Genomic DNA, 14635 nt, shown 5'->3' on the forward strand with positions numbered 1-14635 from the left:
CTTAAATAAATGCAGCTTACCGGCCACAACGGCCGAGCCAAAAACTAACCTTCATCATAGGCCGTCGCCGCCGCCAATAGGTGATTCCACCGGCACGCCGTACAAACTTCGACTTTATGAACCGTAAATTCGATGCCTTCGGCGACGAATTCTGCGATTTCCTCATCGCTGCGCGCGCTGCCGGCACGCCGCCCTAACGCCTCGCCATAGACCCATTTAGTAAGGCGCATCGCCTCCCCGCAGAGAGGACATTTGCGCACCATGTCGATGCCATGGTGCTTGGCTGCTGCGCGGAGGAGAAAGTCGGCGTCGCAAAGCGCGTCCTTTTCTATAAGGCCCGCTCGATATTTGCGCAGGTGCTGCGCACGCTCCCACTCGTGGGAGATCACGTGTTTGAAAGAAACCGCCACAGTGGTCCTATCCTCCTTTCCTAGATCCAGGCCTGAAGTTGACCAGACACCAAATTAGACAACAGCTTAACCACGCCACCTGTTCCCGCGTGCGAATGAGCGGAAAGTATTTTTCAACTCAAAAGCTAAATTTTTCGTAGCCTAACTACCGTTGCGAGTGTACGGGCGCTACTATTACTTTCCATGAGTGAACAAGCTGCTGAGTCCCCCTCCACCTACGAAGACGCCCTTGACGTAGCCCGCAGCATTCAGCCCGCGCTAAACAAGCTGATGCTCATCTTCCAGCGCACCACCGAAGGTTCCTCCCTGACCACCTCCCAGGTCTCCATCATGAACCAGCTGCGCCTGCGCGGCCCATCCCGCGTGAGCACCATCGCACAGGCAGAACTCATCCGCATGCCCACCGCGTCCAATGCCCTATACCAATTGGAGCGCCACGGCTTTGTGGAGCGCCACCGAGATGACAAAGACCGCCGCGGCGTCCTCGTGGCACTGACCCAACTAGGTGAATCTGAACTGAACATCGTCTCCCGTCAGCGTGCCGCCGCCCTGGCGGAGATCCTGCAGTGGATGGAACCTAAAGACTTGCAAGAGGCTCGTCAGATGAGTTCCCTGATTGCCAAGTTGGCAGACGTCTATCGCCCGACAATGAACTAAAGCCCGCTTAGCAAAGAAACCGGGCATGAAACCGCATGTAGACCAAAGCAACCAGGGGTAATGCGGAGCAGACCCGGATTTCTTTTTCGCCCCTCCCGTGACTAATAATGGGCTAAGAATTACGCCCCCGGACAGTTCACGGGATGTATTGCTGAATGGATAAAAATTATCAACACAGGTCTTTTGCTTCTCTCGCTAAAGACCCTGTGCGAATCCTAATTTCGTGGAGTCCTTCCTCCACTGGCACTGAAGCGATCGATTTTGCAGCGTGGCTCGCCCGATCCACCAACGTTCGCATCAGAGTCGTTTCCACGATCTCCGTCCCGCTGGCCACCACCGCGCTGAACAAGCACGGCAATAAATTTAAAAAGTGGTTCACCAAGGAACAGGCTAAGTGCAAAGAACGCGTTCTGGAAGCACTCGAGGCGGCGGGTATCTCCGATTCCCAGCTGGACGAAGAACCTTCCGTTCTTTTGGCCGGCCCCTCCCGCCCGCAGCTGCTGACCGAGATGGCAGAAGAATTCGGCGCGGATGCAATCCTGCTTGGCGCTAACCAATCCGCGCCAAAAGGCCGTTTCTTCGCAGGCTCGACTGCCGACGCCCTGCTGCACTTCTCCCCTATTCCATTGGGCCTTTCCCCGCGCGATATCAAGCTTTCCAAGCATGGCGTGACCCGCATCAACTTCGCTTTCACCGAGCGCGGCGACTCCGAGGACCCCGCCTTGCTGTGCGCCGCCCGCCTGGCGAATGCATGGAACGTTCCGCTGCGCATCGTGGCCTTTTCTGCCGACGGGCTTCTCGACGCCCAGGTCAGCGGCAACGTCGACGTCGCCTCCAAGCTAGCCAAAGGCTGGCACGAGCATTCCTTGTCCATGCTGGACCGCGCACACGATGTGGTGGCAGAGCGCTTCCCAGAGCTACCGATTACTACCGCAATCGGCACCGGCCATGGCTGGTCTGGCGCGGTGGACTCGCTGAAGTGGAAGAAGGGCGACTTGATGTGCCTAGGTTCTTCCCCGATGGGCCCCTTCGAACGCGTATTCATTGGCTCCACGGCCACCGAGCTGCTTCCGCATGTGCGCGTCCCAGTTCTGGTGCGTCCTTCGGACTCAGCGCCTTCAGTCGAAACTGCGGACTAATCCACGGCGACTAGACTTTGGCCTATGAATCTCCAGCCTGAGCATCCGGAAAACGATCTGACAACTGATGCCGACTACGCCAACCTGCGGCGCCCGGAGCCAAGCTCTTTCGATGAGCTCGCGGATGAGCCAGATCCCCTAGCGGTAGCTGCGGCCAACCGCCGCTCTTCCCGGCAGGCTATCTGGTTCATGGTCGCTGTGCTGCTACTTTCCGGCCTCTACGCATTTGCGGTGGCCCTAATTACCCGCTCCCAGGGCGGGGCGCTTTGCGACGCCCAGCTTGCCACCTGGCTGTGCACCGAAGGCCAGCGCCGCTTCTTTGCACTGACCACCGTCATCATCCCGTTCCTGGGAATGGTGGGCACCGCCGTCATCATGGTGCGCAAGCTCAAACGCTATCTGCGCTGGCGCTCCTGGATGGCAATTTTCTGGGTAATGGCCTGCAACTTCATGCTGTGGTGCATCACCGACATTCAAATCTTGTTGGTTCCGCTGGGCTAACCGTTCCCCCGTGAATCCGTGAATCTCGGTCTTCCTTGCGCCTAAGACGCCGAGCTAGAGCCGAAGCCGCTACCCGCACATCCTGCGATGACCAGACCCAACAGCAGCGCGGCGGCCGCACCACCAGCTAGACCTCCCAGCTGCGGCAGCGAGTACCGGCCCACAAGAATTAGGCATCGAAGAGCCATGCGTTGGCTGTGGTTTTGGAATCGGCTTCGGGTTAGGCTCTGGTTCAGGCTCGGATTCAGCCAAGACCTTAACCGCAAATTCGTGCTCGCTGGTTACTGAGCTGCACTTTGCGCCGCAGCCGCGGCTACTTCCGCGCAATCTGGACGCCCACAGTGCTGGGTTTCTACGCTCTGGATGCAATCATCACAGATGAGCACCTGCTTGCGGCAGGTGTCCTCGTTGATGCAGTTATGGAAGGTGTTGGTGGCATTGCCGCAATGCACGCAGTGGCCAAGCTGGATAAAACCTGGATCTTGCAGGCCCTGCCCAAATTCGTGATGCATGCGCTTGTCAAAGACGTAGAGGGAGCCTTCCCAAAGACCGTCGTTGCCGAATTTCTCGCCATAGCGGACGATGCCGCCGTCTATCTGGTAGACCTCTTTGAAACCACGATTCTTCATCAGGGAAGAAAGAATCTCGCAACGAATGCCGCCGGTGCAATAGGAAACGACTGGCTTATCCTTCATCCAGTCATACTTGCCGGACTCGATTTCCTGGATGAAATCATGGGTGGTCTTAACATCTGGGACGACAGCGTTTTTGAACTTGCCGATCTCAGCTTCCATGGCATTGCGGCCATCGAAGAAGACGACTTCGTCGCCGCGCTCTTTAACCAGCTCGTTGACCTGCTCTGGCTTCAGGTGCACGCCGCCACCGACGACGCCGTTCTCATCCACCTTTAGCTCACCGGGCGCGCCGAATGCCACGATTTCGTCGCGAACCTTCACGGACAGGCGTGGGAAATCATCGGCACTACCCTCGGACCACTTGAATTCCATCTTTTTAAAGCCCGGGTACTCGCGGGTCTCACGGACATAGCGCTTACAAGCATCCATGTCACCACCGACGGTGCCGTTAATTCCGTGCTCGGAGATGAGGATGCGGCCCTTCAGCCCGAGTTTTTCGCATAGGTTGCGCTGCCACAACATGATGGCAGTGGGATCGCTGATTGGGGTAAAGCAGTAATAAAGGAGAATTTTGCTGAGGCTCACGCCATCGATTGTAGGCGTGAGCTGTTGCTTTTCCTAAATTTCCCGAAAATCTTTGAGCTTAACGCTTCTGGTAAAGCGCCTGCTTACGTGCAAAGACCGGATCGGAGGTCACGAGCACGCCCAAATTGCGGAAGATTCCCTCATCCACCGAGCCCAAGATGGTGGTGGTGTGAACGTCACAACCTGCCAGCTGCTTTAGTTCCGCCATTGCACGGCGAGCGTTCTCGTCCTTCGCAGCGGAGGCGGAAAGAGCGATGAGCACCTCGTCGGTGTGCAGGCGCGGGTTTCGCGAACCCAGATACTCGGTCTTGAGCTTCTGGATCGGTTCGATGGCCTCTGGACTCAGCAGGTGGATCTCATCGTCGATGCCGGCGAGATGCTTAAGCGCATTGAGCAGCATGGCAGCGGAGCAGCCCAGCAGCGCAGAAGTGCGGCCGGTGATGATGGTGCCGTCGGTAAGCTGCAGCGCAGAGGCCGGCTCGTCAGTTTCCGCGGCACGCTCGCGCGCCGGCACTACTACCGGGCGGTCATCAGACTTAATGCCAGCCTTCGCCATGACGACGGCCGCGCGCTCGGACTGCGTGGAATCCAAGCCGAGGCGCGCCTCTTCCACCAAAGCCTTGAAGTAGCGACGAATAATCTCCTGTTTGGAGGCCTCACGGCAGACTTCGTCATCGGTGATGCAGAAGCCAGCCATGTTGACGCCCATATCCGTTGGGGACTGGTACGGGGTGTTGCCGGTCAGCTTCTCCAGGAGGGTCTTAAGCAGCGGGAAGGCCTCGACATCGCGGTTGTAGTTCACCGTGGACTCGCCGTAGGCGCTTAAGTGGAAGTGGTCGATGACGTTTGCGTCGTTGAGGTCAACGGTTGCGGCCTCGTAAGCCAGGTTCACTGGGTGATCGAGCGGCAGGTTCCAGATAGGGAAGGTCTCAAACTTGGCGTATCCAGCCTGCACACCGCGCTGGTGCTCGTGGTAGACCTGCGATAGGGCGGTCGCCAGCTTGCCTGAGCCTGGCCCCGGCGCAGTGACGACAACCAGGTCACGCGTGGTTTCCGCGTACTCGTTCCGGCCAAGGCCTTCCTCAGAAACGATGAGGTCTGTGTTGGAAGGATAACCCGGGATAACGCGGTGACGTGCAACGTTAAGCCCAAGGCGCTCCAGGCGGTCAATGAAGGCCTCCGCTTGGCTGTTGCCATCCTCCAGCTGGGTCATGACGATGTTGTTTACTAGGAAGCCACGGCCGCGAAAGACGTCTACCAAGCGCAAGACGTCATCTTCGTAGAGGATCCCGAGGTCAGCGCGCGTCTTCTGGCGCTCAATGTCCTTGGCGTTGATGCAGACGAGAATCTCGACATCGTCCTTGATGCGCTCAAGCATCGCAATCTTGTTATCGGGAGTAAAGCCCGGCAGCACGCGGGAGGCGTGCATGTCATCGAAAAGCTTGCCGCCCATCTCCAAGTAGAGCTTACCGCCGATTTCCCCGCGCCGTGCGTGAATGTGCTCCGACTGCATCTCGATGTACTTCTCACGGTCAAAACCAAGCAAACGCGTCATTTATAAAGGCCTTCCGCCATAGACAATCCCCGCAACCGGGCTGGATCTTTTGGATTGGATTTTACTCGAAAGAACCGGGTTTACTCATACGCCCTGCCACGGCACCACACCACAAGAAACCGCACTGACGACGCCGCCTAAACATACGAGTAACGCCTGGGCCCATCCTTTCCAGGGCCCAGGCGTTACCTGTCTCTCTAAGGGTGCGGAACAAGCCCCCACCCTCTACAGCCAGGCAGTCCCACCCACCTGACTATAGCCGCCGCGCACCCCTACATGCGCAGCGGTTGGATCTATCACTCACCAGTAGATACATCCATGCGAAGCATATCAACGGCGGTTTCAAAGTCAACGTTTACAAAGCCAATCGGACAAAATCCGATAAAGAAATTCGTTAACTAATCCTAACTTAATAAAGATTTAGCGCCATGTGCTGGCACTTTCTAGTCCAATTAACCCGGAAGAAAAATAAATATGAAACGAGTCACTATATATTTGGGCCAATCTTTATCAGATATGGTTGCGTTATAAGCTAAGCGACAAAATAGATAAATGTTTATTATGTTAACTTTCGTCTATTTAACCTAGACCTTTAAAGCAGAAAATGAACGTTTAAGTCTCGTCTTCGCACTTCAATCCCACATTCCAAACGGGAAAGATGTCCAATTTATCCTCACGTTGTCCCCGCGACACATGCAATAAACTTGTCCGCATGCCCGAAGGCCACATCATTCATCACCTTGCACAGCGCCTCAACCTTGATTTCCGGGGTGGGCCGCTGCGCGTCACGAGTCCGCAGGGCCGCTTTGCGGCGGAAGCAGCCATGCTCGATGGGACGCAGCTCGATTTCGCCGAAGCGCGCGGCAAGCACCTCTTTATGCACTTTTCCGCCGATGCGCCAGAGCACATCATCTATATTCACCTCGGGTTGATCGGCAGCTTGCGCTTTGAGCCTTTGGACGATGTCTGGGGCCAGATTCGCCTGCGCATCGAAAGCGATGACCTAGCTGCCAACCTGCGCGGGCCGCAGTGGTGCCGGCTCATCACGGATGCTGAATACGACGTCGCCCTCGCCAAGATTGGCCAGGACCCCATCCGCGAGGACGCATCACCGGCCAACCTTTGGCCGCGGGTGCACAGGTCGAGCCGCAGCATCGGCTCCTTGCTGATGGATCAGCATCTCTTCGCCGGAGTCGGCAACATCTACCGCGCCGAGGTTTTATTCCGCCAGAACATCTCGCCTTTTATTGCCGGCAATGAACTGGACCGCCATGAATTCGATGTCATCTGGGAAGACTTAGTAGAACTCATGCGCGCCGGCGTGCCCACCGCCCGTATCGACACAGTCCGCCCGGAGCACACGCCTGAGGCCATGGGTCGCACGCCACGCAAGGATGACCATGGCGGCGAGGTTTATGTCTATCGCCGCGCCGGCATGCCTTGTTATATCTGCGGCGAGCCCATCGCAGAAAAGAAGCTCGAAGGCAGGAACCTGTTCTGGTGCCCTACCTGCCAGAACGCTCCAGCCTAAGCAGGCGGGTATTTTGGGCGGCATGCGATATGCCTTTCACGTCGACGCCGTCCGCGCTGCCGAGGAGCGCCTACTTGCCCAGCAGAGCTATCCAGACCAGCTCATGCAATTGGCCGCCCACGCGGTGGCCGATGCCGCCGCGGTGATGCTCGCCGCGCACCCAGGCCGCATGATGATTCTGGCAGGCAGCGGTGGCAACGGCGGCGACGGCCTTTTCGCCGGTGCACTCCTCGCCCAGCAGGGACACGCCGTCACAGCCCTCGTACCCGAGACTTGCCACACAACCGCTCTTGCTGCGTTCGAGGAAGCCGGCGGCGAGGTTCTAAAAAGTGGGTCCACTCCTAATTCCACCGCTTCCCTGCCCGATGACACGGGCTTGCTTATCGACGCCGTGGCTGGCCTCGGTTCCGGACGCGGGCTCAGCGGCCAGGCGCTGGAGGTCTACGAGCAGGCAGCAGGAATTCCGGTGCTCGCGGTCGATATGCCCACTGGCATTAATGCGGACACCGGCGTAGCCGCCCGCAAAGGCGCAGTGCATGCTGACGTCACCGTAACTTTCGGTTGGGCACGCATGGGTCATGTGCTTGCGGCCGAATGCGGCCAAGTAGTGCTGGCGGACTTAACGCTGCCCGGCGCGACGTCGTTTAGCGCGATGCTCGAATCGCTCGCGCAACCGGCCGGGCACATCGCCAACGAGCCCACCCTGGAATCCGCATATGCGTGGCGCCCCGGCAACATCGAGACCGCCCACGGCATCGCCACGCACCCACGCCCGGTTGGCTGTACCGGACCAATCGTTGACCCCACCCCAGGGATTTCCTCCGATAAATATTCCGGTGGCGTGGTGACTATTGCCGCCGGAAGCGACACCTATCCCGGAGCTGGCATCTTGGCAGCCACCGCGGCAGTGCGCACCAGCCCGGCCATGGTGCGCTTTATCGGAGACCGCTCCATCACCTCGCTCCTGCCGGAACTCGTGGTTCACCCAAATCTTGACTCAGCAGGTCACGCCCAGGCCATCGTCGTGGGCCCAGGACGCGGCACTGACGCTGCGGCCCAAGCGGAGCTCGCGGAGGTACTCGATGGGTTCATCCCGGCCGTCATCGATGCCGATGCGCTGCGACTCCTTGCCCGTCACCCCGAGTTGCGCGCCCGCCTAGGAAGCCTGCCCGTCACGGTTCTCACCCCTCACCTGGGCGAGTTCACCGAGCTTTACGAGGCGACCTTCAACAAGGACCTCGACCTGTCATCAGGCAAAGCAGCGCCACTGCAGGAGCTCGCCACGGCACTGGGCTGCATCGTGCTGCTCAAGGGAAGAAATACCCTGGTTACCGCACCCGGCCAACCCATTTATGCCTACAATGCAGGCCATTCCTATGCCGCTACCCCTGGTTCAGGCGACGTGCTCGCGGGCATCCTCGGCGCAGTCCTCGCACAGATGCATCTCGATGAGCGGATGCAGGAGAAGAAGGCTGACTTCGATCTGCAGGAAGCGCTAATCACCGAGGTCCTGCATGCCGGGGCTATCCATGCCCATGCGGCAGCCATCGCGGCGCAAACGCCGGAGGGCTATGCCATCTGCTCGGCTTCGCAGATTGCCGCGGCGATCCCGCGGGCCATCGCCAAGCTTTTGCGTATGGCTCGCTAAAGCCTATTTGCCACGGCGCCGATCTCGGCGAGGATGTACCACGGCCACGGCCCCAGCAGGTTGATGATGGAGGGGCTGCCCGGCGCGTGGTTTAAGAATCCATAGTTGCCATCTGTGCGGGCGTTTACCGCCATGACGCTGGCCATCCACACCGGGGTTACTCCCACCGCAAAGCGGTAGCCCTTCCAGGTCGGGCGATAGCCCAAGCCGAAAGTCAACGCCAACGGAATGGCCAGTGCGGTGATGTGGAAGAACCAGTAGGTGGCAAAGCGCAGCCAGCGCGGATCGAAGTAATAAATAACATCTGGGGTGATAATTGCCTGCGGGTTCAAGATGATGCCCCAGTAATAGGTCAGCGTCAGCGCATGCTCATTGCCCGTAATCAGACCGAGCGCCAATACTGGGCGCAGAACATCGCACAGGTGCAGCGGCAGAGATTCACGGATGTCGAATTGCGAAGGGTCCAGGGAGACGATGGTCCATGCCGTACCGAGCACCAGCATCACCCAGCCAGTCATCTGCCGGTAGAAGGTCTCCTTGGTAGTGCCCCGGATGCGCCGTGCAGCCACGATGAATACACCGCATGCGGCAATGGTCACAGAAAGCATCGTGTAATGCACTCCGGTCCATTGCGCCATGCGGGGATAGGTGGTGGGCGTGACGCGCACTCGCGGATTCTTTTTCGGCATAACGGGAAAACAGAATACTCCGTTTGCGCCCGCTTGCAGGACTTTAGGTACCGGCCGCCAACTTTCCGTCCTTGACGGTGACCACAGTGTCCGCAAAATCCAGCAGGCTGCGGTCATGGGTTACAAACATCGTTGCGGTCTGTTGTTCATCGGTGATGTCACGCAGCAGCTTGGCGACGTCGCGCGAGAGCGCAGAATCCAGCGCCGCCGTCGGCTCATCCGCGAGCAGCACCTCGGGATCATCCATCAAGGCACGCGCGATATTGATGCGCTGGCGCTGACCGCCAGAAAGCTGGGTGATGCGGCGAGCCTCCATCCCGGGCAGGCCTACATACTCAAGCAACTCCCGCGCCTTTTCACGGCGAGGTTTTCGGCCTGCCATATGGTCCACAATGAGAAGTTGATCCAGGGCATTGAGCGAGCTGACCAAGTTGGATTGTTGGAAGATGATGCCGCGCTCACCGCTTACCCGCACGCGACCACTATCGGGCTCGATTAGCCCAGCAGCCACGGAGAGCAAGGTGGACTTGCCGGAGCCGGATTCGCCGACGACGGCCATGAGCTGGCCCGGCTTGATGGCCAGGCTGACGTCATCCAGCGCCACCACGCGCTCGCGGCCATCGGGGAAGGTGACCGTCACGTTTTCAATCTCTAGCATTAGCCTTGTCCTCCCAACGCATCCAAAGGGTTGATTTTGCTGATTCGGCGAGTGGCCAGGACCGCGCCCAGCATGCCGAGTACCCACATGCCAGCGGCCGGGGCAGCAATCGTGCGCGCCGAGAGCACAAAAGGCACCGTCGATTGCGCGAGCGCGCCCAGGCCCCAGCCCACTGCGGCACCCACACCAACTCCGAGGGCGAGGATGAGTGCGGATTGTGCCAGGGCGTCGCCAAGCAGGTAGCGCGTCCGCGCCCCCAGCGCACGCAGAATCGAAAGATCGCGGGTGCGCTGCATGGTCCAGATGCTCAAGAAAGCCACCATCACGAGCGCCGAAATTGCATACAGGAAGCCCTGCATGGTCAAAAGTGAGCCGCGCTCCGAGTTGTAGGCGGGCAGGCCGCTTAAGGCCTCGCGCATGCTGACGGACGTGGGAAGCCCGGTGGCAACGCTGTTCGCGTGCAGCAGGGCGGTACCCACGACGTCGGAAGGCGCGTGGCTCAACTGCGCCCAGGTCTGCGTGGAAACCCACAGCACCGGCGAGTGGGAATAGTACAGATCCGGCACGGTGCCGCGGACGGCATAGGCCTCATCCCCAATCGCCACGGAATTTCCCTGCGTAATCGCTTGCGAGGCCACCACTCCCGTGGCCGGCACCTGCTGCTTGGTACCCGGAATAGGCTCGCCCGCCGGCAGGCCCAGCACGGCCACGCCGCCGAAGCCCTCCACCTTGGTCTGCGCGGTACCCAAAGGCGCGCTGCCAGGCACCACGTCGTCCGCGTAAATCTCCGACTCCGTAAAAGTTGGCTTCTGCGTGCTAAAGCTCGCCTGCTCATACTCATGCCCCAAGGCCTCCAAAGCCGAAGTGTTTTGTTTGCCAAGGCCCTCCGTGAGCCCAGAGAGCATGACCAAAAGCAAGGTAATGAGCGCGACCACCGCCCCAATCAACGCAAAGCGCCCGCGGGCTGCGCGCAATTCTCTAAGTGCAAGAAACATAGCTTCAAGCATCGCTACGGCGCGCGGATTAGTAATCGGGCCGCTAGTTGAACTTCGAGTCAACCAACTGGTTGATTCCCCGTGTCCGGCCTGAGGATTAGGGTAAATGGCTGTGAATGACGTGAAACAGCGCTCCCCGCAGACCTTCCATAAGCGCCTTAGCCCCTGGCGCGCCGGGCTGCACGTGATGTTCGCGTTTTTGTTGCTATTCGGCCTGCTGCGCGCCGGGCTCGACGGGCGCCTCGATGCCCGCGCCCTTGGTCTGGCAGTCGGATTGGCCGTGGTCTACGCACTGCGGCGCGTACTCCCCCGCGCCCTGTGGCTGGTGGGCCTGTGCGTGCTGTGGTGCGGGCTCATGGTGCATGCCCAGGACTTCATGTGGCTGGAATTCCCGCTGGTCTTTGCTTTTCTAAGCTCGCTTCCCCGCTGGCCGGGCATCGCCTGCAGCGCGCTGCTGTGGGCACTGGCGGCCTTCCTTCCCGCCTGGCAGCATCCGGCGGAATGGACCATCGCGGCGGCCATCGGCCCCTTCATCGGCACGGCCTTTGCCATCGGCGCCTTCCATGCCGGGCGCATGGTGCAGGCTGAGGCGGCGCACCATGCAGAGGTTGCCCGGCAGCTGCGCGCCACCCAGGCCGAACTTGCCGCGAGCGAGCACCAAGCAGGCCGCCTGGAAGAGCGCGAACGGCTCTCCCGGGAGATCCACGACACCGTGGCCCAGGGCCTTTCCTCCATCGTTCTGCTCTCGCGCGCGGCTCAAAAAGATCCTTCCCCAGAGACACTGGCGCTGATTGAAAAGGTGGCCAGCGAGAACTTAAGCGAGGCCCGCCGCTTCGTCAGCGAGCTAGCATCTCCCGCCGCCTCCTTGGAGGAGGCCCTCCAGCAGGTAGTGGATTCGGCTGCCGCGCAAGCCGCGGCGCTGGGTAAAAATACCGTCATCGACCTGGTTGTTTCGGGAGAATGCACGGTGCCCGAAGCGCACCATCAGGACCTGCTGCGCGCCGCACAGGAAGGGCTCAACAACATGCTCAAGCATTCTGGCGCCCGGCGCGCGGTGGTCACTTTAGGCTGTTTTGAAGGCGAGACCACGCTCGACATTGTCGACGACGGAGAAGGCATGGACCCTGCTTCACCTTCGCAGGGTGGCTTCGGGCTGCGGGGCCTGCGCCAGCGCGTGGAAAGCCACGGCGGTACGCTCACGGTGGAATCTTCCCCGGGCGAGGGAACCGCCCTTGCTATCCGTATGCCGCAAAAAGTGGAGGACCAGGATGCTTAACGTCATGCTCATCGATGATCATCCCGTGGTGCGCGCCGGCCTGCGGGCCATTTTGAACGCTTTCCCCGACATCGATGTGGTGCTAGAAGGCGCGGATGGGGCGGACGTCGCCAAGCTTGCAGCTCCCGATGCTCCACATGTTGACGTGGTCATTTGCGATATCCAGATGCCCGGCACCGATGGCATTGCGGCCACTTCCCAGCTCGCCCAGGCTGGCGGCCCGCCGGTGCTCATCCTCACCACCTATGACACCCAATCCGACATCGTTTCCGCCGTGGAGGCAGGCGCCCTGGGCTATCTCCTAAAGGATGCGCCGGAGCAGGCGCTTCACGACGCCGTCCTGGCCACGGCCGCCGGCAAACGCACCCTGGCACCCGAGGTGGCAGCACTTTTGGCCGAGCGCATCACCCGCCCCGAGGTGGCGCTTTCCGGCCGCGAGCTGGAGATCCTAGAAGCCCTGGCCACGGGCAAATCGAATAAGGAGCTTGCCCAGCGCCTGTTTATCTCGGAAGCTACAGTGAAGACGCACTTGATTCACATCTATCAGAAGCTGGGCGTGGATACCCGCACAGCGGCTGTCACCGTGGCCCGGGAAAGGAAGCTCATTTAAGTGTCCGCGCAGGTTTATGATTGCCTCGTTTTAGGCGGCGGCCAAGCAGGGCTGGCCACGGGCTATTACCTGCGCAGAAAGGGCTTGAACTTCGCCATCTTGGATGCGGAATCGCGCCCCGGTGGTGCGTGGCTGCACACCTGGCCCTCGCTGACTTTGTTTAGCACCACGAGCGCCTCCAACCTACCGGGCTGGCCCATGCCTTTTTATGAGGGTTTCCCACCGGCGAGCCATGTAGTGGATTATCTAACTCGCTACGAGGAGCGCTATGAGCTGCCGGTACGACGCCCCTTCATGGTTGAGTCCGTGGAGCACGATGGCGAGTTCTTCCACGTCTACTCGGACACGGAACGTTTGATGGCCCGCACCGTGGTGGCGGCCACGGGTACCTGGCGTGCGCCCTTCATCCCGTACTACCCCGGTAAGTTTGCGGGGACACAATGGCATTCGGCCATTTATCCCGGCGTCGCGGAGTTCAGCGGCTCCCGCGTGGCAGTGGTGGGCGCGGCCAATTCCGGCGCACAGATCGCGGCAGATCTGCTGCTTGAAGACATTTCCACGACCTGGCTAACGAGGGGCGAGCCGCGCTGGATGCCTGACGACGTCGACGGACGCGTGCTCTTCCGGCGCAACCGCGAGCGTCTCAACGCCATCAATCGCGGCGAGCCTGACCCCGGCGCGGATACGAACCTGGGCGATATCGTCATGGTCCCGCCGGTGCTCAAGGCGCGTGATGAAGGGCTCCTGCGCGCCACCCCGATGCCGGATTCCCTCGACGACATCGACGCGGATCACCTGATTTGGGCCACCGGCTTCCGGCCCGCACTTCGCCCCATTTCTCGCCTCCTGGTAGACCGCCAGCCCACCGTGCCGGGGCTCTTCCTCGTGGGATATGGCACGTGGACTGGCCCGGGCTCAGCCACCATCACGGGTGTTAGCCCCTTTGCCAAGCAGGCGGCTACCGATGTCGCGGAGTTCGTGAAAAACCTCAAGCCTTAGCCTTGGTTAGATAGGAGCGTCTCGATAGCGGGATACATGTCCTCCACTATGTCGTCGATGCTCTTCTCCGTCATCAGCGGAACCTCCACGACGTAGCGAGCAATCGCCGTTCCAATGAGAATAGGACCCAAATACGCGATCTTGCCCAGGAGATTACCTTCACTAATCGTACTTTGGGCGAACTCTGTTTCTAAAAGGGCCGTTACGAAGCTGTCCATGATCGATTCACGGAGGATAGCTGATGCATGTGAAGAGCCAATGCCGCCGCGAACCACAGCACGCAAACGCAGACCCATGTCCTCGCTTTCCCACAGGCGCAGATAGTTCGCGATGAATCCTCGAAGGTCAGTAGACGCCCCCAACTGAGCCGGAAGCATTTTTAGGTCCGCGATTACCGCATCGAACAAGCCGTCCTTGTTCTTGAAGTAATGCATGACGAGAGCGGGATCGACGTCGGCTTCTTTGGCGACCGCGCGGATGGTGGTGGCTTCGAAGCCCACCTCGCTAAACCTCATGCAGGCGGCTTCCAGAATTTTCTCGCGCGCTTCTGGGGCGCCTGGACGACGTCCAGCTTTCTTGCGCTCTGCCTTTTTATGCTCAGCCCCTGGCTGAGCACCGTCACCGGATTCTTCGACCTTGCCTTTAGCTGCCATGGCTTCAACCATACTTCCTCGAACCCTCGAAGAATTCATCACGTGTTGACTTTCAACAACTGTTGAAATATCTTATTCAACAAGCGTTGAAAAT

At 59.8% G+C, this 14635-nt stretch carries 15 protein-coding genes; 8 read left to right on the forward strand and 7 right to left on the reverse strand.

Annotated features, from left to right (window positions below; genetic code table 11):
- Positions 1 to 44: 44 nt before the first annotated feature.
- Positions 45 to 410 carry a DUF5318 family protein gene (locus HMPREF2888_RS09770; RefSeq protein WP_061925232.1) on the reverse strand — a complete coding sequence of 122 codons (366 nt, stop codon included), beginning with the start codon at positions 408 to 410 and terminating at the stop codon, positions 45 to 47.
- Between the two features lie 183 nt (positions 411 to 593).
- On the opposite strand from HMPREF2888_RS09770, the gene HMPREF2888_RS09775 reads away from it, so the two are divergent.
- The 3 genes from HMPREF2888_RS09775 to HMPREF2888_RS09785 all read left to right on the forward strand — a co-directional run bounded on the left by HMPREF2888_RS09775 (position 594) and on the right by HMPREF2888_RS09785 (position 2707).
- Positions 594 to 1067: a MarR family winged helix-turn-helix transcriptional regulator gene (locus HMPREF2888_RS09775; protein WP_070455818.1), complete on the forward strand. Its 474-nt coding sequence runs from the start codon at positions 594 to 596 to the stop codon at positions 1065 to 1067.
- Positions 1068 to 1222: 155 nt separating this feature from the next.
- Positions 1223 to 2206, forward strand: coding sequence for a universal stress protein (locus HMPREF2888_RS09780; RefSeq protein WP_070518708.1), 984 nt, complete (start codon positions 1223 to 1225; stop codon positions 2204 to 2206).
- 24 nt (positions 2207 to 2230) lie between these two features.
- A complete protein-coding gene (locus tag HMPREF2888_RS09785) occupies positions 2231 to 2707 on the forward strand; it encodes a hypothetical protein (protein ID WP_062042983.1) in 477 nt (158 codons plus the stop codon).
- A 281-nt stretch (positions 2708 to 2988) separates the two neighbouring features.
- On the opposite strand, the gene HMPREF2888_RS09790 is transcribed toward HMPREF2888_RS09785, so the two are convergent.
- Both HMPREF2888_RS09790 and HMPREF2888_RS09795 read right to left on the reverse strand, forming a co-directional pair.
- Complete coding sequence (locus HMPREF2888_RS09790) at positions 2989 to 3927, reverse strand: oxygen-dependent tRNA uridine(34) hydroxylase TrhO (protein ID WP_070518709.1); 939 nt, start codon at positions 3925 to 3927, stop codon at positions 2989 to 2991.
- A 58-nt stretch (positions 3928 to 3985) separates the two neighbouring features.
- Positions 3986 to 5482: a DUF1846 domain-containing protein gene (locus HMPREF2888_RS09795; RefSeq protein ID WP_070518710.1), complete on the reverse strand. Its 1497-nt coding sequence runs from the start codon at positions 5480 to 5482 to the stop codon at positions 3986 to 3988.
- 712 nt (positions 5483 to 6194) lie between these two features.
- Here HMPREF2888_RS09795 and HMPREF2888_RS09800 point away from each other — a divergent pair.
- Positions 6195 to 7013 (forward strand): Fpg/Nei family DNA glycosylase, encoded by an 819-nt coding sequence (locus HMPREF2888_RS09800; RefSeq protein WP_070518711.1) that lies wholly within the window; start codon positions 6195 to 6197, stop codon positions 7011 to 7013.
- Positions 7014 to 7035: 22 nt separating this feature from the next.
- Positions 7036 to 8661: a bifunctional ADP-dependent NAD(P)H-hydrate dehydratase/NAD(P)H-hydrate epimerase gene (locus HMPREF2888_RS09805; protein WP_070518724.1), complete on the forward strand. Its 1626-nt coding sequence runs from the start codon at positions 7036 to 7038 to the stop codon at positions 8659 to 8661.
- Here the strand turns inward: HMPREF2888_RS09805 and HMPREF2888_RS09810 are convergent.
- Genes HMPREF2888_RS09810 through HMPREF2888_RS09820 form a run of 3 tightly spaced genes read right to left on the reverse strand, consistent with a single transcriptional unit; the run spans position 8658 to position 11003 of the window.
- Positions 8658 to 9350 carry a YwaF family protein gene (locus HMPREF2888_RS09810; protein WP_246815066.1) on the reverse strand — a complete coding sequence of 231 codons (693 nt, stop codon included), beginning with the start codon at positions 9348 to 9350 and terminating at the stop codon, positions 8658 to 8660. The two genes, HMPREF2888_RS09805 and HMPREF2888_RS09810, sit on opposite strands and share 4 nt — an antisense overlap.
- Positions 9351 to 9393: 43 nt before the next feature.
- Positions 9394 to 10008 carry an ABC transporter ATP-binding protein gene (locus HMPREF2888_RS09815; protein ID WP_070518712.1) on the reverse strand — a complete coding sequence of 205 codons (615 nt, stop codon included), beginning with the start codon at positions 10006 to 10008 and terminating at the stop codon, positions 9394 to 9396.
- On the reverse strand, positions 10008 to 11003 hold the full coding sequence (locus HMPREF2888_RS09820; protein ID WP_049146725.1) for an ABC transporter permease: 996 nt from the start codon (positions 11001 to 11003) through the stop codon (positions 10008 to 10010). The genes HMPREF2888_RS09815 and HMPREF2888_RS09820 overlap by 1 nt, the downstream gene beginning before the upstream one ends.
- A gap of 106 nt (positions 11004 to 11109) precedes the next feature.
- Between HMPREF2888_RS09820 and HMPREF2888_RS09825 the strand changes: the two genes are divergently transcribed.
- Genes HMPREF2888_RS09825 through HMPREF2888_RS09835 form a run of 3 tightly spaced genes read left to right on the forward strand, consistent with a single transcriptional unit; the run spans position 11110 to position 13888 of the window.
- Positions 11110 to 12279, forward strand: a complete 1170-nt coding sequence (locus HMPREF2888_RS09825) for a sensor histidine kinase (protein WP_371326270.1) — start codon at positions 11110 to 11112, stop codon at positions 12277 to 12279.
- The gene (locus HMPREF2888_RS09830; protein ID WP_049146724.1) at positions 12272 to 12889 is read left to right on the forward strand and encodes a response regulator; all 618 of its coding nucleotides are present in this window, start codon (positions 12272 to 12274) and stop codon (positions 12887 to 12889) included. The genes HMPREF2888_RS09825 and HMPREF2888_RS09830 overlap by 8 nt, the downstream gene beginning before the upstream one ends.
- The gene (locus tag HMPREF2888_RS09835) at positions 12890 to 13888 is read left to right on the forward strand and encodes an NAD(P)-binding domain-containing protein (protein WP_049146722.1); all 999 of its coding nucleotides are present in this window, start codon (positions 12890 to 12892) and stop codon (positions 13886 to 13888) included.
- Here the strand turns inward: HMPREF2888_RS09835 and HMPREF2888_RS09840 are convergent.
- Positions 13885 to 14541, reverse strand: a complete 657-nt coding sequence (locus HMPREF2888_RS09840; RefSeq protein WP_168163263.1) for a TetR/AcrR family transcriptional regulator — start codon at positions 14539 to 14541, stop codon at positions 13885 to 13887. The two genes, HMPREF2888_RS09835 and HMPREF2888_RS09840, sit on opposite strands and share 4 nt — an antisense overlap.
- Positions 14542 to 14635: the final 94 nt, after the last annotated feature.

Source organism: Corynebacterium sp. HMSC077D03 (genome assembly GCF_001808545.1).
GTDB lineage: Bacteria > Actinomycetota > Actinomycetes > Mycobacteriales > Mycobacteriaceae > Corynebacterium > Corynebacterium simulans.